This is a genomic window from Labrys methylaminiphilus subsp. lupini (assembly GCF_051161885.1).
GTDB lineage: Bacteria > Pseudomonadota > Alphaproteobacteria > Rhizobiales > Labraceae > Labrys.
Window position 1 is genome coordinate 322,314 of the sequence record NZ_JBMDIH010000002.1, and the last position, 20,233, is coordinate 342,546.

The 20,233-nt window shown below is 65.1% G+C and carries 22 protein-coding genes and 1 pseudogene; 10 read left to right on the forward strand and 13 right to left on the reverse strand.

What is annotated here, in order from left to right:
• Nucleotides 1–260: 260 nt before the first annotated feature.
• From ACN6KF_RS27130 to ACN6KF_RS27150, 5 genes are all read left to right on the forward strand, one after another.
• Nucleotides 261–749 carry a c-type cytochrome, methanol metabolism-related gene (locus tag ACN6KF_RS27130; protein WP_434961313.1) on the forward strand — a complete coding sequence of 163 codons (489 nt, stop codon included), beginning with the start codon at nt 261–263 and terminating at the stop codon, nt 747–749.
• Nucleotides 750–801: 52 nt separating this feature from the next.
• Nucleotides 802–1,608: a substrate-binding domain-containing protein gene (locus ACN6KF_RS27135; protein WP_434960028.1), complete on the forward strand. Its 807-nt coding sequence runs from the start codon at nt 802–804 to the stop codon at nt 1,606–1,608.
• Between the two features lie 4 nt (nt 1,609–1,612).
• Nucleotides 1,613–2,161, forward strand: coding sequence for a PQQ-dependent catabolism-associated CXXCW motif protein (locus ACN6KF_RS27140; RefSeq protein WP_434960029.1), 549 nt, complete (start codon nt 1,613–1,615; stop codon nt 2,159–2,161).
• Nucleotides 2,162–2,233: 72 nt separating this feature from the next.
• On the forward strand, nt 2,234–3,073 hold the full coding sequence (locus ACN6KF_RS27145) for a quinoprotein dehydrogenase-associated SoxYZ-like carrier (protein ID WP_434960030.1): 840 nt from the start codon (nt 2,234–2,236) through the stop codon (nt 3,071–3,073).
• A 301-nt stretch (nt 3,074–3,374) separates the two neighbouring features.
• On the forward strand, nt 3,375–3,659 hold the full coding sequence (locus ACN6KF_RS27150; protein ID WP_434960031.1) for a hypothetical protein: 285 nt from the start codon (nt 3,375–3,377) through the stop codon (nt 3,657–3,659).
• Nucleotides 3,660–3,673: 14 nt separating this feature from the next.
• On the opposite strand, the gene ACN6KF_RS27155 is transcribed toward ACN6KF_RS27150, so the two are convergent.
• From ACN6KF_RS27155 to pqqA, 6 genes and pseudogenes are all read right to left on the reverse strand, one after another.
• Nucleotides 3,674–4,033 (reverse strand): hypothetical protein, encoded by a 360-nt coding sequence (locus tag ACN6KF_RS27155; RefSeq protein ID WP_434960032.1) that lies wholly within the window; start codon nt 4,031–4,033, stop codon nt 3,674–3,676.
• The gene (locus tag ACN6KF_RS27160; RefSeq protein ID WP_434960033.1) at nt 4,014–4,703 is read right to left on the reverse strand and encodes a hypothetical protein; all 690 of its coding nucleotides are present in this window, start codon (nt 4,701–4,703) and stop codon (nt 4,014–4,016) included. The genes ACN6KF_RS27155 and ACN6KF_RS27160 overlap by 20 nt, the downstream gene beginning before the upstream one ends.
• Nucleotides 4,700–5,830, reverse strand: a complete 1,131-nt coding sequence (pqqE, locus tag ACN6KF_RS27165; RefSeq protein WP_434960034.1) for a pyrroloquinoline quinone biosynthesis protein PqqE — start codon at nt 5,828–5,830, stop codon at nt 4,700–4,702. Before pqqE ends, ACN6KF_RS27160 begins: the two co-directional genes overlap by 4 nt.
• Nucleotides 5,827–6,845 (reverse strand): annotated as a pseudogene (pqqC, locus tag ACN6KF_RS27170) (pyrroloquinoline-quinone synthase PqqC). The gene pqqE and the pseudogene pqqC overlap by 4 nt, the downstream one beginning before the upstream one ends.
• Nucleotides 6,842–7,741 carry a pyrroloquinoline quinone biosynthesis protein PqqB gene (pqqB, locus tag ACN6KF_RS27175; RefSeq protein ID WP_434961314.1) on the reverse strand — a complete coding sequence of 300 codons (900 nt, stop codon included), beginning with the start codon at nt 7,739–7,741 and terminating at the stop codon, nt 6,842–6,844. The pseudogene pqqC and the gene pqqB overlap by 4 nt, the downstream one beginning before the upstream one ends.
• A 44-nt stretch (nt 7,742–7,785) precedes the next feature.
• Nucleotides 7,786–7,878, reverse strand: a complete 93-nt coding sequence (pqqA, locus tag ACN6KF_RS27180; protein WP_068288997.1) for a pyrroloquinoline quinone precursor peptide PqqA — start codon at nt 7,876–7,878, stop codon at nt 7,786–7,788.
• Between the two features lie 348 nt (nt 7,879–8,226).
• On the opposite strand from pqqA, the gene ACN6KF_RS27185 reads away from it, so the two are divergent.
• Nucleotides 8,227–8,778, forward strand: a complete 552-nt coding sequence (locus ACN6KF_RS27185) for a hypothetical protein (RefSeq protein ID WP_434960035.1) — start codon at nt 8,227–8,229, stop codon at nt 8,776–8,778.
• Nucleotides 8,779–8,873: 95 nt separating this feature from the next.
• Here ACN6KF_RS27185 and ACN6KF_RS27190 read toward each other — a convergent pair whose 3' ends face one another.
• The 7 genes from ACN6KF_RS27190 to ACN6KF_RS27220 form a co-directional block, all read right to left on the reverse strand.
• Complete coding sequence (locus ACN6KF_RS27190) at nt 8,874–9,575, reverse strand: response regulator transcription factor (protein ID WP_434960036.1); 702 nt, start codon at nt 9,573–9,575, stop codon at nt 8,874–8,876.
• Nucleotides 9,572–11,182 carry a sensor histidine kinase gene (locus ACN6KF_RS27195; RefSeq protein ID WP_434960037.1) on the reverse strand — a complete coding sequence of 537 codons (1,611 nt, stop codon included), beginning with the start codon at nt 11,180–11,182 and terminating at the stop codon, nt 9,572–9,574. Before ACN6KF_RS27195 ends, ACN6KF_RS27190 begins: the two co-directional genes overlap by 4 nt.
• A gap of 97 nt (nt 11,183–11,279) precedes the next feature.
• Nucleotides 11,280–11,486 carry a hypothetical protein gene (locus ACN6KF_RS27200; RefSeq protein WP_434960038.1) on the reverse strand — a complete coding sequence of 69 codons (207 nt, stop codon included), beginning with the start codon at nt 11,484–11,486 and terminating at the stop codon, nt 11,280–11,282.
• A 133-nt stretch (nt 11,487–11,619) separates the two neighbouring features.
• The gene (locus tag ACN6KF_RS27205; protein WP_434960039.1) at nt 11,620–12,426 is read right to left on the reverse strand and encodes a formylmethanofuran dehydrogenase subunit C; all 807 of its coding nucleotides are present in this window, start codon (nt 12,424–12,426) and stop codon (nt 11,620–11,622) included.
• Nucleotides 12,423–13,367, reverse strand: coding sequence for a formylmethanofuran--tetrahydromethanopterin N-formyltransferase (fhcD, locus tag ACN6KF_RS27210; protein WP_434960040.1), 945 nt, complete (start codon nt 13,365–13,367; stop codon nt 12,423–12,425). Before fhcD ends, ACN6KF_RS27205 begins: the two co-directional genes overlap by 4 nt.
• Nucleotides 13,355–14,989, reverse strand: a complete 1,635-nt coding sequence (locus ACN6KF_RS27215) for a formylmethanofuran dehydrogenase subunit A (RefSeq protein WP_434960041.1) — start codon at nt 14,987–14,989, stop codon at nt 13,355–13,357. Before ACN6KF_RS27215 ends, fhcD begins: the two co-directional genes overlap by 13 nt.
• A complete protein-coding gene (locus ACN6KF_RS27220) occupies nt 14,983–16,011 on the reverse strand; it encodes a formyltransferase (protein ID WP_434960042.1) in 1,029 nt (342 codons plus the stop codon). Before ACN6KF_RS27220 ends, ACN6KF_RS27215 begins: the two co-directional genes overlap by 7 nt.
• Nucleotides 16,012–16,191: 180 nt before the next feature.
• Here ACN6KF_RS27220 and ACN6KF_RS27225 point away from each other — a divergent pair, with 180 nt between their 5' ends.
• The 4 genes from ACN6KF_RS27225 to mch are packed head-to-tail and all read left to right on the forward strand — an operon-like array spanning nt 16,192 to nt 20,228.
• The gene (locus ACN6KF_RS27225; RefSeq protein ID WP_434960043.1) at nt 16,192–17,244 is read left to right on the forward strand and encodes a beta-ribofuranosylaminobenzene 5'-phosphate synthase family protein; all 1,053 of its coding nucleotides are present in this window, start codon (nt 16,192–16,194) and stop codon (nt 17,242–17,244) included.
• The gene (locus ACN6KF_RS27230; RefSeq protein WP_434960044.1) at nt 17,244–18,137 is read left to right on the forward strand and encodes an NAD(P)-dependent methylenetetrahydromethanopterin dehydrogenase; all 894 of its coding nucleotides are present in this window, start codon (nt 17,244–17,246) and stop codon (nt 18,135–18,137) included. Before ACN6KF_RS27225 ends, ACN6KF_RS27230 begins: the two co-directional genes overlap by 1 nt.
• Complete coding sequence (locus ACN6KF_RS27235; protein WP_434960045.1) at nt 18,103–19,257, forward strand: ATP-grasp domain-containing protein; 1,155 nt, start codon at nt 18,103–18,105, stop codon at nt 19,255–19,257. Before ACN6KF_RS27230 ends, ACN6KF_RS27235 begins: the two co-directional genes overlap by 35 nt.
• Entirely contained in the window at nt 19,254–20,228 is a 975-nt protein-coding gene (gene mch, locus ACN6KF_RS27240) for a methenyltetrahydromethanopterin cyclohydrolase (protein ID WP_434960046.1), read from the forward strand. The genes ACN6KF_RS27235 and mch overlap by 4 nt, the downstream gene beginning before the upstream one ends.
• Nucleotides 20,229–20,233 lie beyond the last annotated feature (5 nt).

Sequence of the window (20,233 nt, forward strand, 5' to 3'; positions counted from 1 at the left end):
TTTGCGATTCTCGTCGATGTCGACAAATCGCAAAACACTCTAGTCGATCATCCAGTTGAGGCTGGAGGAAGCTTCGTCTTTCCTCCAGCCTCCTCGCCAGACAAAAGCAGAGCCTGCCTGTTTTCGGTGCCGTTCGGCCCGCGAAATGGTGGCCTGCGCCCTGAGTGGGAGACAGACGATTGCTTGTCCAAGCCAATCCAATCAAATTACAAACCGGGAACCGCCCCGCCGCCCCCCTTCAACGTAGCGCGCTCTTCGGCTTGACGGCGCTGGCGTTGAGCCTTTTTGCAGCGACGTCGGCCTTCGCCGATCCTGCCAAGCCGGCAAGCAGCGAGGATGGCAAATATAGCGATGCCGAGGGTGCACCAACCTATAACGTTACTGCAGATGGCAATGTGGATTGGTATACTTTCTCCGGTTACCGGCGGTATCATTCCGAATGCACGGTGTGCCATGGCCCGGACGGAGCGGGTTCGACCTATGCGCCGGCTCTCACCGATTCCCTGAAAAAAATGAACTATGAGCAGTTCACCACCGTCGTGGTGCAGGGCCGCAAGGATGTCAGCACGTCAAGCCAGAAGGTGATGCCCACTTTCGGCACGAACCGGAACGTGATGTGCTATCTTGATGACATCTATGTCTATCTGCGAGCGCGCAGCGACGGTGCACTCGCGCGCGTCCGTCCCGAAAAACACGACCCCAAGCCGCAGAGTGCCAAGGATGCCGAAACGGCCTGCATGGCGAATTGAGTTCAGCCAGCTTCTCGTGCCAGGACTTGCCCTGGCCGGGTTGGCGTTCGGCTTGAATCCTGCCAGCGCCCAGCAGGTGCCCGAACTCGTCGACAAAGCCAATCTGCGCGTATGCTCGGATCCGGCCAACATGCCGTTCTCGAACCGCCGCCAGGAAGGGTTCGAGAACCGCATTGCCGAGATCGTGGCCAGGGAGTTGCAGCGGCCGGTGCGGTATTACTGGCTGCAGCAGGGCATGGGCTTCGTGCGCAACACGTTGGGCACGGGCCTGTGCGACGTCATCATCGGGGCAGCATCGGGCTCCGATCTGACGCAGCATACCAACCCCTATTACGCATCGACCTATGTCCTCGTGGTCAAGGCGGCCGGACCCCTTGCCGGTGTCACCAAGTTGGAGGATGCCGCCCTCAAAGGACGCAGATTTGGCATCATCGCCGGGACGCCGCCCGTCGATCACCTCCAGCGGCTTGGCCTGGTCGACAAGGCCAAGAGCTACGGGCTGACCCTGGATCAGCAGGATAATGCGGCGGGCAAGGAAGCGATCGACGATCTCGTCGCGGGGACGACTGATGGCGCCCTGCTGTGGGGGCCGATCGCCGGTTATTACGCCGGCAAGGCCAGCGTGCCGCTCAAGGTCATTCCCCTCGTGCAGGAGAGCGAGCGGCCCCTGCTGGCCTATCGCATCACCTTCGGCATCCGGGCGAACGAGACGCAGTGGAAGCACACGCTCAACGCCGCTATCCGCAAACGCCAAAAGGACATCGAACAGGTGCTTGACGACTATGGTGTGCCCAGGGTTTCCACCGAAAGCCTGCCGGCGGAGCGGCCCAATCTCGCCGCCGGGCAGATTCAGGAGTGATGTGATGACCCGGATGACAGTGCGCAGTGCCGTCATTCTGGTCCTCGCGCTTTTGGCGCAACCCGTGCATGCAGGCTCCCCTCCCGAGCCAAATGGCTACCGTCTCGACGACTACAAGGCGCCGACGCCGGCAACCCTCGCCGGCGCAACCGTGCTGGACACTGGGCGGGCCGAGGCGCTCTGGAAAACGCGAGAGGCCATCTTCGTCGATGTCCTGCCGCACCCGCCCAAGCCGGCGGAGCTCCCAGCCGGCACGGTTTGGCGGGATCCGCCGCATGAAACCATAGCGGGCGCGGTCTGGCTACCGGAGGTCGGACGCGGCGCCCTTGCGGCCACGACTGAGGATTATTTCAAGCGCAGCCTCGCGGAGCTGAGCCAGGGGCGCCACGAGCAGGCGCTGGTATTCTTCTGCAAGAAGGATTGCTGGATGTCGTGGAACGCCGCCAAGCGGGCGCTGAGCTACGGCTATGGCCGCATCTATTGGTATGGCGATGGCGTTGACGGCTGGAAGGCCGCAGGCCTGGCCATGGAGGTGGCCAAGCCGAGGCCCTGATCGGTGATGCTGCAGGCCGGGGCGGAACCAGAAGACGTCCTTGGTCGTCTTGTCCATCAGGAAGGGAGAAGCATGATGTCTTCTATCCAGACTCTTGCCGGACCGGTGCCTTCGCGCCGGCAGGTCTTCGGCGGTGCATGCTTGGCCGCTATTCTTTTTCTTGCCGGTCCGGGCGTGGCTGAGGCGGGCGATACGCCGAGCGAAGCGACCTGGGATTCCATCCGTACGGACATTTTCGGCCAGCAGGGCATAGATGCCGAGCCGACTGTGACCCTCGGTGCGCCCGCCAGGGCCGAGGATGCGGCGCTCGTGCCGATCGAGGTGCATATCAACCTGCCGCCCGGCGATGCCCGTACGGTCAAGGCAATCACGCTGGTGGTTGACGAGAACCCCTCGCCATTGGTGGCCGTCTTCAAGCTCGCAGAAGGCAGGCGGCAATTCGGCCTGTCGACGCGCATCCGCGTCAATTCCTATTCCTATGTCCGGGCGGTCAGCGAGACCAGCGACGGAAAGCTGCACATGACCAAGGTCTTCGTGAAGGCGGCGGGCGGCTGCTCTGCCCCGGCGGGGAAGGACCCAGCCGAGGCCAAGGCCAATCTGGGCAAAATGCGCTTCCGCGACTTTACGAGCACGGGCAGCCAGGAAGCCCAGGTCCAGATCCGCCATCCCAATTATTCCGGCATGCAGATGGACCAGGTGACGCGGCTCTACACACCAGCCTGGTTCGTGCAGACCCTTGCGGTTGCCCAGGGCGACAAGCCGGTCTTTTCCATGGAGGGCGGCATCTCGCTCAGCGAGGATCCCACTTTTCGCTTCAGCTATGAGAAGAATGGTCAGGCCGTCACCGTCGACGTCAAGGACACCGAAGGCAACGAGTTCAAGCGGGCCTTTCCGGCTGACGGGGGCAGCTGAAACGGGGCACCGGAAGCGACGCTGGCAGGCAGACAGGAAGAACAGGCAGGATGCCCATAGGCGCTGACTTTGCGGCACTCGGTGCTTATCTGGTGTGTTGATCTCCAGATCGACCATCTTGGAAGCGCGGTGCTTGCCGGCAGGAAGATGCCGATCTGGAGATCGGCACACCTCGTTTCAGGCGCCTCCACTCGCAAAGTCAGCGCCTATGGGCAGGATGCCTGCGATCCTACATCGAGTAGCTTTCCCTGCGACCTGGTCTTAGAAGAAGCGTCACCGAAACACGTGATGTGATCAAACAATGGCCGGCAACGTCGAGACGCAGGATCATCTTGAAATCGGTCTCGATGCGAACGAGGCCGTCGTCTTGTTCGAGCTTCTTTCGCGCTGGTGCGATCCGAAGACCGGCGCCACGCCGGCGGGCTCATGTTTTGAAAGCACCGCCGAATGCGTAGTCCTTCACAGGCTTCTGGGTAGCCTCGAGAAACAGCTCGTCGCTCCGTTCAAGCATGATCATGCCGAGACCCTCGCACGGGCCCGAAGCCATCTTCAGCATGATTGGGATTATCCGACGTTGAACGGCTGAACTCGCATACAGCTCTATTTGAAGCAGCGGATCTCGGCCTCGGCCTGGGTGCGCCTGAGATTGGCGACGACATCGTCGAACTGCTTGGTGCTGCGGAAGATGGCGGATTGCTGGCCGACGCCCTGCCGCATGGCCAGGATGGTTTCGGCCCTCTCATAGCCGTCATAGGGCAGGATGGAGGCGATCACGTCGATCGAGCAGGTGCAGCGCTCCATGGCCTCCCGGCTCTCGCCATTGGCGGCCATGCAGCCGATCACATAGTCGACCCGTGCGTTGGTCGGATAGTCGTTCTCGACCTCCGCGCCAAAAGCGGGAGCAGCTGCGGCTGCCAGCACAAGGAGTGCCAGAAGTGTGTCAGTCGGGCTTGGCCTCATAGGAAATCCCTTCGTCAAGCAGCGGGCTGTTCTTTCCCGGTGCCGAGACCTCGATACGGGCGATCTCGCCCGGCAGATCCCTCGCCACCAGGAATTCGTAGCGTAGCGTGTCCAATCCGTTGAGCCGGGCCTTGTTCGGATCGTCGCTGAAGGGCTGGATCGTGACGCGCCAGCCGGGGAGGGCGCGGCCCTCGAACGGAATTTCGGCGGGCTTGACCTCGGCCTTGTCGCGCAGGGCAACACGGATTGCCGTCTTGAAATAGCGCGGATTGGCCCGGTAGCTTTCGGCGAGCACGCCGATGTGATGCTCCAGGAAGAGGCTCAGCACCGGGTTGCCGCTCATGTTCTCGAAAGGCCCGGCGGCGCGCCGGTTGGCGCCGCTGAACAGCTGGACTTTCACCGTGCGGGTTTGCGGTGTCTCACCCTTGTCGAGGGTGAGGCGGATCGTGTCCTCGAAAGAGGCCCCATAAAGTTTGTCGTCGGCACTCTTGCGATGATAGGCGTAGGTCAGCACCTGGTTGGCACTGGTCTTGTCGAGCTGAGGTTCCTCGAACAGCAAGGTGGCGGCATCCGGTATCGCGGGGGCGGCATGGGCCATGCCGGCGAGGGCGAGGAAGATCAAGCCCACCAGGCATGGTCGCCTCGGGCTGCGATGGAAATAGCTGTTCATGCCGGTTGTCCCTCCGCGTGGCTCGGCGCAGCCGTCATGACGCGGTAGTCATAGGCCGGTGGCGAGGAAACGGCCGACTCGGATGCGGCCAGGGCCTGCATGCGGTCGTGCCAGGGCGATTTGTGGCAGGCTGGATCGGTTGCGCCGGCATCGCCGGTCAGCGCGAGGGCCTGGCAGCGGCAGCCGCCCCAGTCGCGCTCCCGCCGTTCGCAGCTGCGGCAGGGATCGGGCATCCAATCGGTGCCGCGATAGGCATTGAAGGCCGGCGAGGACTGCCAGGTTTCCGCCAGCGTGTGCTCGCGAACCGACCAGAACTCGAGATGGGGGATGGTTTCGGCGGCATGGCAGGGCAGGATCTTGCCGGAGGGTGTCACATTGAAGGTGCGCCGCGCCCAGCCGCCGCTGCATGGCTTGGGATAGGCAGAATAATAGTCGGGCACGACGAGGTCGATGACGATGCGGCCCTTCAGCCGCTCGCGCGCCTCCTCCACCAGGGCGATCGAGGCGTCTGCCTGCGCGCGTGTCGGCATCAGGGCGGCACGATTGCGCTGGGCCCAGCCATAATATTGGGTGTGAGCGATTTCAACGCGCTTGGCCTGCATCTCGACGGCGAGATCGATGATGTCGCCGACCTCGCCAATATTGGCGCGGTGAACGACCGCATTTACCGTCAGCGGCAGATCCAGCGCCACCACGTGCCGGGCGAATTCCCGTTTCCTGGCATGCGCACCGGCAAGGCCGCCAATGCGCTCGGCTGTCTCAGCTGCGGCCGCCTGGATGGAGAGCTGCACATGATCGAGGCCGGCCTCGGCCAGGGCGTCGAGCCGGCTATCCGCTGCCCCGACGCCGGCCGTGATCAGGTTGGTGTAGAGGCCGAGCTCGGCGCAATGGGCCGTCAGTTCCACGATGTCGGGCCGGGTGGTCGGCTCGCCGCCAGACAGGTGCACATGCAGCACGCCCAGCGCGGCTGCTTCGCCGAACACGCGCTTCCATGTCGCCGTGTCCAATTCCTGCGCGCGGTGATCGAGTTCGAGCGGGTTCGAGCAGTAGGGACAGCGCAGCGGGCAGCGATGCGTGAGTTCGGCCAACAGGCCGATGGGATTGGGAATGCGGGCGCCGCTCGTCATCGCTCGATCACCCGCTTGATGAGAAGGTCGTCGAGCATGGCGATGACGTCACCCTCGATCACCTCGCGCGCCTCGCCATAGCGCTCGGCGAGCAGATCGCAGATTTCGCCGACGTTGCGCTGCCCGTCCACCAGTTCCACCACGCTCGCCGCCACCGCATCGAGGCCGAAGGCGCGTTCGGGTGCCAGCAGCATGTGCTTGTCGCGGACCGTGTCGAAGCGAAGCCTGACGCCGCGCGGCAGGCGCGGCACGTCCTGGGGCGAGAGCGCACTCATGACGCCAGCTCCATGCCCGGAATCCAAGCGCCGGGCGGCGGTAGGCCGGGCGTCACATAGGCATGCTGCAGCGCATCGAGCTGCGCCCACAGCACATCGCATTTGAAGGCGAGGGCAGCCAGGACGGCTTGTTGCAGCTCGATGGTGGTGGCGTGCTGCTTGACGTAGTCGAGCGCGAAATCGGCATCGCGAGGCGCTTGCGACAGGCGCTTGTCGAAATAGGCGAGAGCCTGGGGCGAGATGAAGTCGTAACTGGCCAGCATGCCGGCGATGCGCTCGGAGATGATGGTGGGCGCGAACATCTCGGTCAGGGAGGAGGCGATTGCCTCCAGCAGCGAACGGTCGCGCACGAAATCGACATAGGCCTGCACGGCAAAGCGCGTCGCCGGCAGCAGGCCGCGGGTAGAGACCACATAGTCGCGCGGGAAGTCGAGGCTGTCGGTCAGTTTCAACCAGCGCTCCAGCCCGCCATCGCCGTCGGAGGTGCCGTCATGGTCGACGATGCGCTGGCGCCAGATCCGGCGCAGGGCCGCCTCCTGCATGCGGGCGAGGAGGGTGGCGTCCTTCACCGGGATCATGGCCTGGTAGAAGTAGCGGTTGAGGGCCCAGGCGCGCACCTGGTCCCGGCTGAGGCGCCCGCCATGCAGGGCGGCGTGGAAAGGATGGAGATTGTGATAGCGCCGATGGCCGATGTCGCGCAGCGCGGCTTCCAAGGCGGAGGGCGAAAGGAGCTTGGTCATAGGCGAAACACCATGCCGTCATGGGCGACCTGCCAGCCGGCTGTCTCGACCGCTCGCCGTTCGGGCGAGCCTTCCACCAGCACCGGGTTGGTATTGTTGAGATGGATGAAGACCCGCTGTCGCACCTGCAGGCCGGCGAGGGCAGCCATCGAACCATCGGGGCCGGCTATCGGCATATGGCCCATGCGTCGCCCCGTCTTGGTGCCCACGCCATGCCGGATCATCTCATCGTCCTCCCAGAGCGTGCCGTCGAACAACAACAGATCGGCATCGGCGATGGTTTCGCGCAGCCAGGGTGGCACGGCGGCGCAGCCCGGTATGTAGGCGATCCGCCTGGAGCCGCTCGCCAGGATCGCCCCGACCGTCGCTTCGCTTTCCTCGCCCAGACGCATCGGCTCATCCTCGCGCCAGAGCGGCAATTTTCCCGGGACCGGCACCAACGTCACGGTCAGGCCCGGCACGGCTTCGAAGCCCTGGCCGGGTAGCACGGCCAGGCGCCGCACGACATCGCGCGCCAGCACGTCGAACACCCGGTTGTCGGCCAGGCTGTCCAGCGTTTCGGCCGTGCCGTAGAGCGTGAAGGCCTGGCGTTCGCGCAGCCCCAGCAGGCCGGCGACATGGTCGACATCGCCATTGGTCAACAGGACCGCCGCAATCGGCGAATGGCGCGGAAATTCCTTGGGCTGGAGCGCGGGCACCGCCAGGATCTGCTGGCGGATATCGGGCGAGGCATTCAGCAAGAGCCAGTCTGCCCCATTCGCCGAAACGGCGATGCTCGACTGGGTGCGGGGCCGGACCCGATTATCGCCAGCCCAGGCCAGACGGCAAACCGGACAGCCGCAATTCCATTGCGGAACGCCACCTCCGGCTGCCGCCCCCAGAACGACGGCATGCAAGTCTGCTTGCATGGCTCCGGTTCCGTTACTGTCGCCGGTTCAGTTCAGAACTCCGGCGGCAGATCCTCGTCGGACATATAGCCCGTCACTTCCATTCCCACGCAAAACTCGATGATTTCAGGTTTGGTCCAGCGCATTTCAATTCCTCCGTTGCTTGGGTTGTGAGCTTTTTCATAAGGAATTTATAAGTATTAATCTTGGATGTTGCCAAGATCATTACCAACAACACTATCCACGTCTTCCATCAATACCGCAAGTGAAAATAGGTGCGGGATTGCACGGGCCTCGTTTGAAGAGAGTAGGAGCGGGCAGCATTCCGATCGGCGCTCCCTGGGGGCGCTGGCATCCAGCCGGTTTTTGGCCATGCCGCCTCCCGCACGGGAATGGATTCGATCTGTTGGAGACAGCGACATCATATCCAAATATGTGGTATCGGACTCGAATAATGTCCAAGCTACTTTGGTGTCGAAAACCTTAGGTGAGACATGCGCCATTTTGGGAGTGCTATTGCTGCTGCAATCATCTTGGCGATCTTGCCGAGCTACACGATGGCGGCTCCAATTTGCCAAGTATCGCAGGCCATACAACAACGCATTCTTTTTTCCATTTGTGGGGAATTGGGCTCCCATCCCGCTCGGGAGGGCAAGAGCTGTATTTTGCCGACCACCAGCCTCAATATCCAGGAGGCCGTCATTTTCACGGCATTCATCGAGCGATGCGGGAAGCGGGATTTTGCGGAACAAGCCTATCGCGGCATCGCCCGGGTATACGGCACATTCGCAACCATGGCTCGCTGCACCGGGGTCGATCTCGACATTGACGATATGATCGCCGCCGCCCGATCGAAGGAAGCAGCCAACAGCGCCGGACGGGCTTGCCCGCCCGCGCAGAGCGATGCGGCAAAAATGGCTCTGGCGGGTGTCGTCAAATTTTGGCAGGCCGAGACGGATTCGAACGCAATGGCTCTAATTGAGCGAGGTATTTATGGCGAGGCCGGAGTCGCCGTCGATGCAAAGGGCAATGTCACCGAAAAATAGATCCATGTCATCGCCCTCCGGGCTCGGCAGTCGCCTCCGGCGGAGCGGCTGCACGTCGCGCTCTTAAAATCCCCTCGCCCGCCCGTGCTGCCTCGTCAGCGTCCCGAGCGGTTGCCGGCCATGTCGAGCATGAAACCGCGGCCGCGTACCGTGCCGATCAAGGGGCCGCCGACGCGGGTGATATCGGCGAATTTGGTCCGGAGATAGCCGACATAGACGTCGACGACATTGAGCGAGACGCCGCCTTGCGTGGCCCAGAGGCGGTCGAAGATCTCGCCGCGTGAGACGGGATGGTTGGCGCTTTGCATCAGCAAGGCGAGCAGTTCAGCCTCACGCTGGGTCAGGCGCACATGTACGGTGCCATAATGGGCCTGCCGCGTCTCGTGGTCGAGCACGAGACGTCCGACGATCAGGCGCTCATGCTCTTCAGCGGTGCCGGAGCGATGCAGCAGGTGGGTGCGAAGCCGCGCCACCAGTTCGTCGAACTGGAAGGGCTTGACGATGTAATCGTCCGCTCCGGCCGTGAGGCCGTCCACCCTGTCCTGCACCTCGTCCTTGGCGCTGACAAACAGGATCGGCCCAGTATAACCGGTCTCGCGCAAGGCGCGGCAAACGTCGAGCCCCGAGCCGTCGGGTAGAATCATGTCGAGCACCACCGCGCAGGGATTGATATCCCGGGCGGTGTCGAGGGCCTGGTCCGCCCGCTCCACCGTGGTGACGTCGAACCCTTCCACCTTCAGGCCGCGGCTGAGCATCGAACCGATGTCAACATCGTCTTCGACGAGCAATACATTCATGATGTAAATCCTGTGTGCGTATTCCCCTCGGCGGCTCGGGGCAGTGTGATCGCCACCCGCGTGCCGCGCTCGATCTTTGGATCCGATGCTATAACGATGCTGCCATGATGTCGCGTGATAACCCACTGTGCCAAAGCGAGGCCGATGCCGAAGCCTGAGGCGGCGCCGCTGTCGCGGCTGACGAAACGCTCGAACATCTGCTCGCGTGCCTGGGCCGGGATGCCGCAGCCATCGTCGCTGACGAAGATGCTGGCGGCGTCGGATGCATCCTCCAAGCGCACCTCTATGCGCGTGGCCCCCTTGGCATGGCGGACCGCATTGTCGATCAGGCCTTCGACCACCTGGCGGATCCAGTCGCCATCCGCGACGATGTCGCCTGGTGCCTCGGGGAGAGCGAGCGCAATCTCGAGCTGGTGGCGCCGCGCCACGGGTGCATAGCTCTCGACGGCGTCTGCCAGCAGGCGCGCCAGGTCGATGCGGCGGAAATCGAGGGTGATCTCGCCGCTTTCCGAGCGCGCGACGCGCAGCATGTCCTCGACCCGCCGATGCAGGCGGAAGGCGCGCTGGCGGATGATGGCGAAGGTGGTGCGGACTTCTTCGGGGGCAATGGAGGGCGCGCGCAGGGCAATGTCGCATTCGCCCAGAACCACGGTCAACGGCGTGCGCAGCTCATGGCTGACATCGGCAAAGAAACGCCGGCGCGAGCGGTCGATGCCTGCCAGCCTCTCATTGGCGGTGGTGAGATCGGCCGTTCGCTCGGCCACGGTGCGTTCGAGCGCGGCTCTGTCCAGCGACAATCTATCTTCGCGCCGGGCCAGCGAGGCCGCCATGCGGTTGAAACGGGCCACCAGCAGGCCGAGCTCGTCGCGGGCTCCGATGGCGAGCCTGATATCGAGCTTGCCGCGGCCGATGGCGATGGCGGCATCGTCGATGGCGCTGATACGCCGCAGCAGCGGTCGGGTGATCCGCTGGTGCAGCAGGATCGCGATGAGAATGGCCAGGATCGCGGCAGCAATGGCAGCAATGGTGAGGCGCTGCGAAGTACGGGCGATATCCTCGCGTGCCAGCTTGACGGCTTGGCGCTCGGCCTCCACCAGAGCGGACAGCCTCGGGCCGGCACTCAGGCCGAAGCCGTTGAGGGCTCCGCGAATGGTATCGCTGCGCGCGGCCGCATCCACCTGCTCGAGTCCGCCGGCGATAGCTGCATCCAGGCCGGCAACATCCGCACGCAGCAGAGCCAGCATGCGCTCCGGCGGCTCGGTGCGGCCGGGCACGGCTTCGCCCTGCCAGGGATCGGCACCGGCCGAATTCAGCACGGTGTCGATCTGGCTCTTCAAGGCGGTCAGGCGCAGGCGGCTCGGCGCCGCGGCCTGGGCGCTGTCGATGGCGGCGAAGGCATAGTCGGTGAGGCGTCCAGAGGCCTCGGCAAGCAGGTCGAGCCGGCGTTGCGACACGGTGAGCCGCTCGACGGCGAAATCGGAGGTGCGCACCGCGAACAACAGACCGGCCGCCGCCAGCAGCGTCAGCATGGCGGCACCGGCGATCAGGAAGGAGAGGGAGCCTCGGATCGATCCCATGCCGCCATGAACCAGAAATGTTCCGACCATTTGCAGTCGGTTGCGTATGCACACTTGCCCAGCCGAGGCACCGACGCAAGGCTGCGGGCCCCAAAGTCCTGGAGCGTTTTGCGGCAGTACCCTGTTTTCAGATGTCGGTGGACAGGTCGCGCTTGGTGACGCAGCGCCAGTTGCGTACTTTCCATTGGCGATGCGTGGATTGCCACTGGGCGATGGTTTCCTGTGCATGCAGCAGGCAGGCCATGCTGTCGCGTGTTTCCATGGACCAACTGATGCGCTCCTCGCGGCAGTTGTCGGGCGCGCCCATCAGGCAGACTGTCATGAGAATCCACATCGCTTGCCTCTTGGGCCGCCTCTCGTGCAGATGGAGACAATAAGCCTGTTCTCGTTCGCGGTTTCAATCAAGCTGCACATGCGGCCTACCTCCGGGGAGGTAGCGCCAAGGTCCTCGGCTTCATCGGGCCGGCTCATGACACCGGCATCAGGATTTCGCCCTTGCCGAGGGTGGCAAGGTCGCCGGCCAGGCGCTCGGTTTGCTCACAGATGATCTCGGCCGATTGAGGCCTGATTGCCGCCACGGCGCGGCGAAGCAGTTGGGCGACCACGAGACGGTGCCGGCCCGTTGGCACGAAGCTCGGCAGCAGGGCGCCATGCGTGGAGGCGATGATGGTGCCGCGCCGCATGCCATAACCGGGATTGTCGCCAATACCCTGGGCCACGATAGTCCCGGCTATCAGGCCCGAGCCAGCGTAATCGCCCGCTCGTCCACCGATGAGAATCAGTCCTCGCCGCATGCGCTCGCCGAGCCTGTCGCCCGCGTCGCCTTCGATCACGAGGATGGCGCCGTCAAGGCCATGCATCGCACCATGGATCGCACCGCCGGCACGTTCACCGACGTGGCCGGCGATGCGGACAAGTCCTGCCGTCGCGGCGCTTGCGGCAAACGGGCCGGCATTGCCGGAGATCTCGATCGTGCCGCCCCGCATCGCCTGGCCGAGTCGCTGGCCGACATCGCCTTCCACCACGAGGCGGCCGGATTCGAGGCCGGCACCCACAAGGTCGAATCGCGTCGATCCGCCCTGGAAGCGAATATCGGTGCGTTCGCCTTCCTCGACGGCGAAGATATCGGCCACGGCGACGCCCCGCCGCGAGGTGCCGATCGGCAGTCTCTCGATCTCCGCGATGGAAAGCGCACCGATGCGATGCGGCACCAGGCCCGACAGGTCGAGGCGTTCGGGCGGGGCTTCGCGCAGGCGAAAAATGAGGGCACTCATGTCAGCAACTCGCGCAGATGAAAGTGATATTTGCCGAGCTTGCCGCCGTAATTGCCGGCGGTGACACGCACCAGGCCGTTCTGCGGGCCTACTTGGACGGCCGCATGCAGGCCCTCTCGCATCGAGGCCCGCACGGCCTCGGCCGAAAATCCGTCGATGACGATTTCGAGCACCGCTCCGATTTCGGGCGCCAGGGCCGCGCGACTGCGGCCCTTCAGCGTCGGACAATAGGGATCGTTGGTCGAGGCGATCATGCCCTTGGTGCGCCCGCCGACCTTGGAGCCGGAGCGCACGATACCGCCGGGAAAAGGCAGGATCACGTCCGATACCGCCGATGCTGCCCTGGCGGCGGCCTCGGCCACCGCCAGCGTGCCTGCCTGGTCGCGGCCGAGGAACAAGAGATTGCCGCCACCGACTGCGCCCTCGACGAGGCCGGTATCGTGTTCGCAGACGAATTCGCCGTCCATCACCGGCACCCGCCAATAGCGATGGCCACCGACACGCTTGGCCGTCTCGTAGCCATCGCCGAAATAGCGGATATTGGCGCCCAGCTTGAGACGCCGCGCGCCCTCGGAGCCGGCATAGCAGGCCGAGCCGGGGCTGGTCAGCACGCATTGGCCGACACGCCGCGCGAGCTGCTTGCCGAGCCCGTCGGCGTCGAAGCCGAACAAAAGAACGCGCAGGCCCGGCCTGCCGTCCGGAGTCTCCTCCGGCGAGAGGCTGCGGTCGATGCCGGCCTCGATGCCGCAGCCGATCACCGAAGTGGCGAAGCCCGTCAGGCTCGCTGCCGCAATCTCGGCCCAGCGCGGCGTATCGGCCGTCAACACGATTGCCGTCGCGGCCATGCCGAAGGCTTCGGCAAAGGTATCGTCGATGGCGATGCCGTTGAGCGTCAGGTCGGAGCTGCGTGTTGGGTCAGAGCTGAGTGTTAGGTCAGACATGGCTCGACCTCGAAAACGTTTCTTTCGCCGAAGGCCTCCAGAGGTACGGCAAAGCTTTCCAGGCCGGCACCGAAGCGCTCCTCGAGATAGCGATCGGCGTGACGCTGCATGGCCGGGTCGAACTGTGGCGCCAGCGTCAGGGTGCGGCCGGCGCGCCATCCCAGCGGCTCGCCTTTGCGCACCACAACCGCGCCGTCCTTGAGCACGAGCTCGGCCGAGGCGAACATGGCAGTGCGGTCGGCATCCTCGCGGTAGACAGCTACGTCCGCCCGTGCGCCGGGCTTGAGATGGCCGCGATCCGCCAGCCCGAGCAGGCGTGCCGGGGCGGCGCGGGTCATGATTGCCACCTCCGTCAGGGTGTATTCGCGCTCGATCGCGGTAAGGCCGCTGCGCTCACGCACGATATCCGGCAGGCTCGCCAGGGTCCGGTCCCGTTCCGCCTTGTCCATGAGCAGATGAATGAGGCGGGGATAGGCGGTGAACGGGCCACCATTGGGATGGTCGGTGGTGAGCAGCACACGCCAGGGATCCGGCGAAAGCAGGAAAAGTTCGAGGCCGATGGCGAACTGCAGGGCATTGATGTCCGAGTTTCGGCGATAGCGGTAGGGCACGATGCCGCCGCCCTCGGCGTCGCCATCGACCAGGATCCATTTGCGCGGCCGGCCGGCCTTGCGGCTGGAGAATTGCCGGAGAATGTCGAGCGATATCGTACAGGTCTGGCCGAACACCACCTGGCCGACATCGATGGTCGCGTTGGGATTTGCCGCCAGGGCCTCGCAGACCTCGGCGGCGGCGGAGGCGATCCCGCCGCTCTCGTGTCGGGCATAGCTATAGAACTGGGCGTGGGCGAAATGAACGGGCCGGCCTTCCGCTGCCTGCATGGTGGCGACCAGCGTATCGACGGCGCCGGGCAGGCCGAGATTGTTGCAGTGGACATGCAGCGGGTGCGGCACGCCGATGGCCATGGTCGCGTCGAGCAGGGCCAGGAGGATCTGGCGCGAGGTCAGGCCATAGCTCGGCACCTCGTCGTCGAGCCCGAAGGCGCGGACATTCTGCTTGAAGGCGGCCGCCCCGCCGGCATTGATGACCTTCACCCCGAGCCCGCGCGACGTCGCCAGCGTCAACGCCGTCAAGTCGCGCACTGCCTGGGCGCCCTCCTTGCGCCGGAGCAAGGAGAGCAACTGATCATCATTGCCGAGCACGCTGAGGGCGCCACGGTCGATGAGGGGAATGTCGTCGAGCTCGAGATGGGTTGCCAGTGCGGCGCTGGGCGCCAGTGCCGGCTCGATCACCGTTGTATATCCCATGCGCGCGTAGAGGCGTCCGGTCTCGAAGGCCGACCAGCGGGCCGTCGAAAAGGGCAAAGCCGGGTCGCCGGCGGTTTCGCTGACATGGAGTTCGGGCAGCAGCAAGCGTGCCAGGGTCACGTTGCCGCCGGCAATATGCGAATGGACGTCGATGCCCCCAGCCATCACCACGCAGCCGCGCGCGTCGATAACGGTGTCGGCGACGGCCTGTACCGGCTTTTCGACGATGCGCTCGTCCTGGATCCACAGATCCGCCTTGCCGTCTCGGCCGGAAACGGGGTCGACGATGCGCCCGCCTGCGATGCGTGTCAGCATGATGCCTGCCCCTTCTCGCCGATCGCGGCCTGGATGGCGTCGAGGATCTCGGCCGCACGGGTGTTTCGCGAGGCGGTGCCGGTTCCGATGGCGGTGAGGGTGGCGCGGCGCTCGTCGAAGCAGACGGCTGCGCCGGCCTCTCCTGGAACGTCGACCTCGATCACGATGCGGGCCTGCGCTCCATCGGGGCGTCCCGATAGCGCGATGCATGGAAGGTTTGTCGGCGCCGCTTCGGTATTGGCCAGGGCATCGAGCCATAAGACCGCGTCAGCCTCACCGTCTGCCATCAGGCGTCGCGCGTCGAAGCGCCAGAGATCGTGCTCTGGATAGCCGCGTCCCAGCCCGACGCGCGGCGCGTCGCCGGTCGTCCAGCTGCCTACCGACAGGGCTAGCCGCGCCGTGGCCGGCACCCCGAGCGGCAGGCTGGAAAAGCGGTTCTTGTCATTGAGATCCTTGATCAAGCCTTGCAGCATGCCGACGGCTGGCTCGCCCAGTTCCTGGGGATCATAGACGGCGACCCCGAAACGGGCAGCTTTGGCCCTGTCGGCGACGGCCTCCAGCGCCGTCGTCTCGGGACCGGATGGCAGGTGGCCGGCCGCCAGCGCGCGCAGCAAGGCGAGCTGCCCCGGCAGGTTGGCTTGCTCGACGTCCAGGCCGACGACGTCGCGCTTGGCGACACCGGCCAGGGGCGCGGGAGCCACCACGAGTTCGGCGAGCAGGGGATGGGCGCCGACCTTGCGCCCCACTATCAGGAGCAGGTCGGCGCGGTTGCGCGCTTCGGCCCAGGTCGTGGTCATGGCGCCGTGAGCGGCGAGCGCGCCGAGATCGGCATACAGCGCGTCCGAGCCCGCGCAATCGAGGGAAGCACCGATATGGAAGGCGAGCCGATAGGCGGCGCGCACCGCGTCGACATCTCCGGCCAGTCCGCCGATGAGGGGAGTGCGAGCCTCGCGCAGAATCCTCGCCGCCGCGACGACGGCCTCGTGCTGATCAACTGGCTGGCCTTCGATCCAGGCTCGCATCCGAATGCCGTCTCCTGCCTTTCATTTTCGCTATAGCTAACAACCACCTCAGCGTTCGGCCAAGTACCTCAGCGCTCTCTGGCAAATTTATAAGAATAATATGGACTATTTCTAAGAAATCGCTGCGTTGCCAACGATGTTTATTTGTTATGATATTTTCCTATTGGGGAGGCCGAGCCGATGTATCAGCACAAGGGAACGACCTTACCCGGATTTGAAACCGCCTCACCGGCAAATCCCGCATCGATTCGCGTGAAGGCCTGTGCCCGGCTTCATCTCGGTTTTCTCGATCTGAACGGGGGCCTCGGCCGCCGCTTCGGCAGTCTCGGCCTCGCGGTGAGCCGGCCTGCGGTGGATCTGATGGTGTCGGACGCCGAGCGCTTGATTGCCGAGGGCGAGGAGGCCGAGAGGGTATTGCGCTATGCCGAGGCGGCCGCACTCCATCTCAATGTGGAGCCGCGCGGCCATTTCCGGCTGCGTCACAGTATCATCCCCCATGCCGGCCTCGGTTCGGGTACGCAGATCGCCCTGGCGGTGGCGGCAGGTCTCGCCCGGTTGCGAGGGCGGCCCTTTCGGGCGCGCGATGCCGCAGAGGCGCTCGACAGGGGCAATCGTTCTTCAGCCGGCCTGGCCACGTTCGAGCGGGGCGGCCTCATTCTCGACGGCGGACGCGGCGAGGACGATAGAGCGCCTCCGATTCTTACCCGCCTGCCTTTTCCCGATGCCTGGCGGGTGCTGCTGATCTTCGACACGTCCACCCATGGCCTGCATGGCGAAGCAGAGGTCAGCGCCTTCCGGCAATTGCCGCCCTTTCCAGCGGAGGCGGCCGCTCATTTGTGCCGGCTCGCCCTGATGCGCATCCTGCCGGCCGTGGCGGACCGGGATGTCGAGGCCTTTGGGGCCGGCGTGGCCGAATTGCAGCGCGTGGTGGGTGATCATTTCGCGTCGGCGCAAGGCGGTCGCTTCACCAGTCCTTCCGTCACCAAGGTGTTGACGGCTTGCGAGCAGCGCGGCGTAGCCGGCATCGGCCAGAGTTCCTGGGGCCCGACAGGCTTTGCCATCATCGGCTCCGAGGGCGAGGCCCGCAGATTGGTTGCCGCTCTCAAGGCGGACGGACTGCCACCCGGCATCCATCTGGATATCGTGCGCGGCCGTAACCAGGGTGCCCAAGTTAGGATTGAGCACACGGGGGTCAACCGAGACACCACGCTCAAGAGGAGGCTTGCGTCCTGATGGCCCGATCGATCCTGCATATGCTCTCGCCGCTCAAGCATATGAGCCCCTTCGACATCAACATGGCTGTCGATGCGGGGTTCGATGTCGTCATTCCCTACACTGGCGTGACGCTGGAGGAGATCCGGCCGCTGGTGCAGGACGCCATTTTCTCACGGGCGCCGGGCGATGGCAGCCGCACGTCGATCTTCATCGGCGGCAAGAATGGCGCCCTTGCCCTCGACATGCTCGATGCCGCGAAAAAGGCTTTCGTGCCGCCCTTTGCCCTCAACCTGTTCACAGACCCCGCAGGGTCCTTCACCACCGGTGCCGCCATGGTCGCCAAGGTCAAGGCCGTGCTCAGGGACAGGCATGGTGGCGAATTGGCCGGGCGCAAGGTCGTAATCTTCGGCGGGACCGGTGTCGTTGCCTATTGCGCCGGCGTGCTGGTCGCGCTCGAGGGTGCCCAGGCGGTGCTGGCGGGCCATGACGGTACCAGGCGCGTCGCCGATATTGCCGCCGGCATCAAGCAGCGCTTCGGCGTCGATATCGGCTATGCCGATGGCAGCACGCCCGAGGCTCGTCGGGCGGCGGTCGCAGGTGCCGAAATCGTCCTGTCCAGCGGGCCCGCCGGCGTCAACATCCTTTCCGCCGCCGATCTCGATTCCGTGCCGGGGCTGCTGGTCGCGGCCGACGTCAATGCCGTCCCGCCGGCGGGGGTGGAGGGTGTTGGTGTCATGGCCAATGGCGAACCCTTCGGAAATGCAAAGGCGCTGGCGGTCGGCGCACTCGCCATCGGAAACGTCAAATACAAGACCGAACTCGGCCTTTTCAGCCGCCTCCTGGCGACTGACAAGCCGATCAGCCTGGATTTTCGCGATGCTTACAAGCTTGCCCTCGAGATCGCAGGGTGAGGGCGCCTGCGTCCTGATCGCCGCACAATCGGGCCGCGGCCTTGCCGCCGCCGCCCGTCGCGCGGGCTACAGGCCGCTGGTCGTCGACCTCTTCGGTGACAGTGACATGAGAACCTTGGCTGCCGGCTATCGCCAGGTCCGAGGCCGGTTCGGTGTGGGGGTTGCCGGAGCCGCCGTTCTCGATGCGCTGGAGGAATTGGCTCTTGCCAGCGCCGATTCGCCTTTCGGTGTCGTGCTGGGCAGTGGTTTCGAGGCGAGCCCCGCCTTGATCCAGGCCATCGACGAGCGTTTCGGCCTGATCGGTGCCAGCGCTCAAACGGTGGCACAGTTGAAGAATCCCGCGGGCTTTGCGCGCATGCTGGCAGAGCTCGGCATCGGCCATCCCCAGATCCGGCTGGAGCCCGTGGCGTCATCCGTGGGATGGCTGTCCAAGCGTCGTGGCGGCTCGGGCGGGGGGCACATCCGCAAGGCCCGCATGAACAGGCTGGCGCCTGGGAATTATCTGCAGCGGGCGGTGGAGGGGGAGCCGGTTTCCATCGCTTTCCTCGCCGATGGCCGCCAGGCACGGACGGTCGCCCTCACGCGCCAATGGCCTTCGCCGGGCCGGGGCGCTGGCTGGCGTTATGGCGGCGCGATCGAACCGGGCGGACCGGCTGCGGTCGATCGGGAGATCGAGGTCGCGATAGGCCGGATCGTGGCCGCCACCGGGTTGCGGGGTCTCGCCAGCGCCGACCTGCTGGTGGCGCCGGACCGCTGGTGGCTCCTGGAGATCAATCCGCGGCCGGGCGCCACCCTTGACTGTCTCGATCGGCGCCCGACGCCGCTATTCGAACGTCATTGCCGCGCGAGCATGGGCGAACTGGGCGAGGCCGAGGCGCCTCCCGAGGAGGCCGCCGGCACCATGATCGTCTATGCCGACAGCACCATCGCCGAGGTGCCTGACGTTGCCTGGCCCGCTTTCGTGATGGACCGGCCGGAGCGCGGCAGTGCGATCAGGGCTGGCGCGCCGATCTGCACGGTAGCCGCCACGGGACTGGATATCGCCACCGTCCGCAACCTGCTCGACGCGCGGGCATCTGAAATTGCACGTCTCGTTCAACAAGAGAGAGTTCCCGCGTGACGATTTTCCCGCAGCTCCCGAGCGTCAATGCGCTGGCTAGACCGCTGGTCGACAATCTCGTCGCCGATGCCGCGGGCCTGCGGCTGACGGTTGGCGTGGGGCCAGGCGGGTGTCGCTTCATCGATGCCGGTGCCGATGTCCCCGGTTCCATCGAAGCCGGCCGCCGGATTGCCGAGATCTGCCTGGCGGGCCTCGGCCGGGTGACGATCGCGCCCACCGGACCGGTCGAGCGCTGGCCCTTTTCCGTCAATGTGCAGACGACCAATCCGGTATTGGCCTGCCTCGGCTGTCAGTATGCCGGCTGGAGCCTGCGCGCCGGAGCCGGCAAGGAAGCCTATTTTGCCCTGGGATCGGGGCCGGGGCGTGCCGCGGCGCGGGTGGAGCCACTCTTCGTGGAACTGGGCTACAGCGACGAGGCCGACAGCGCCGTCCTGATCCTGGAAACGGCCTCGCCGCCGCCGGAGGCCGTGGTGCGCAATGTCGCGGAGGCGACGCGGCTGGCGCCCGACGCCCTGACCTTCATCTATGCGCCGACCCAGAGCCTGGCCGGGGCGACCCAGGTCGTCAGCCGGGTGCTCGAGGTCGCCCTGCACAAGGCCCACAGCCTCGGCTTTCCGCTCACCGACATCGTCGATGGGCTGGGCACGGCGCCTTTGGCGCCACCCACGCCGGATTTCGTGCGCGCCATGGGACGCACCAATGATGCCATCATCTATGGCGGGCGCGTGCATCTGTTCGTGTCCGGCCCTGCCCAGGCCGCCAAGTCCCTGGCCGAGGCGTTGCCGAGCCCGGCCTCCCGCGATCACGGCAAGCCCTTCGCCGAGATATTCAGCCGCTTCAAGGGAGATTTCTATGCCATCGACCCGCATCTGTTCAGCCCGGCGGAAGTCATCGTCACTGCGCTCGAGAATGGCGAGACCTTTCGCGGAGGTTATCTGATGCCGGATCTAGTGGACGCCTCCTTCTCGTAAGATCA

Excerpts from the sequence above, each read along its gene's own strand:
- fhcD (WP_434960040.1), bottom strand. The coding sequence starts at position 13,367 with ATGTCTGACCTAACACTCAGCTCTGACCCAACACGCAGCTCCGACCTG.
- ACN6KF_RS27235 (WP_434960045.1), top strand. The coding sequence starts at position 18,103 with ATGCTTACAAGCTTGCCCTCGAGATCGCAGGGTGAGGGCGCCTGCGTC.
- ACN6KF_RS27195 (WP_434960037.1), bottom strand. The coding sequence starts at position 11,182 with ATGGTCGGAACATTTCTGGTTCATGGCGGCATGGGATCGATCCGAGGC.
- pqqE (WP_434960034.1), bottom strand. The coding sequence starts at position 5,830 with ATGACGAGCGGCGCCCGCATTCCCAATCCCATCGGCCTGTTGGCCGAA.
- ACN6KF_RS27190 (WP_434960036.1), bottom strand. The coding sequence starts at position 9,575 with ATGAATGTATTGCTCGTCGAAGACGATGTTGACATCGGTTCGATGCTC.
- ACN6KF_RS27185 (WP_434960035.1), top strand. The coding sequence starts at position 8,227 with ATGCGCCATTTTGGGAGTGCTATTGCTGCTGCAATCATCTTGGCGATC.
- ACN6KF_RS27160 (WP_434960033.1), bottom strand. The coding sequence starts at position 4,703 with ATGAACAGCTATTTCCATCGCAGCCCGAGGCGACCATGCCTGGTGGGC.
- ACN6KF_RS27205 (WP_434960039.1), bottom strand. The coding sequence starts at position 12,426 with ATGAGTGCCCTCATTTTTCGCCTGCGCGAAGCCCCGCCCGAACGCCTC.
- ACN6KF_RS27220 (WP_434960042.1), bottom strand. The coding sequence starts at position 16,011 with ATGCGAGCCTGGATCGAAGGCCAGCCAGTTGATCAGCACGAGGCCGTC.
- ACN6KF_RS27140 (WP_434960029.1), top strand. The coding sequence starts at position 1,613 with ATGACCCGGATGACAGTGCGCAGTGCCGTCATTCTGGTCCTCGCGCTT.
- ACN6KF_RS27230 (WP_434960044.1), top strand. The coding sequence starts at position 17,244 with ATGGCCCGATCGATCCTGCATATGCTCTCGCCGCTCAAGCATATGAGC.
- ACN6KF_RS27215 (WP_434960041.1), bottom strand. The coding sequence starts at position 14,989 with ATGCTGACACGCATCGCAGGCGGGCGCATCGTCGACCCCGTTTCCGGC.
- ACN6KF_RS27150 (WP_434960031.1), top strand. The coding sequence starts at position 3,375 with ATGGCCGGCAACGTCGAGACGCAGGATCATCTTGAAATCGGTCTCGAT.
- pqqA (WP_068288997.1), bottom strand. The coding sequence starts at position 7,878 with ATGCGCTGGACCAAACCTGAAATCATCGAGTTTTGCGTGGGAATGGAA.
- ACN6KF_RS27155 (WP_434960032.1), bottom strand. The coding sequence starts at position 4,033 with ATGAGGCCAAGCCCGACTGACACACTTCTGGCACTCCTTGTGCTGGCA.
- ACN6KF_RS27225 (WP_434960043.1), top strand. The coding sequence starts at position 16,192 with ATGTATCAGCACAAGGGAACGACCTTACCCGGATTTGAAACCGCCTCA.
- ACN6KF_RS27200 (WP_434960038.1), bottom strand. The coding sequence starts at position 11,486 with ATGTGGATTCTCATGACAGTCTGCCTGATGGGCGCGCCCGACAACTGC.
- ACN6KF_RS27145 (WP_434960030.1), top strand. The coding sequence starts at position 2,234 with ATGATGTCTTCTATCCAGACTCTTGCCGGACCGGTGCCTTCGCGCCGG.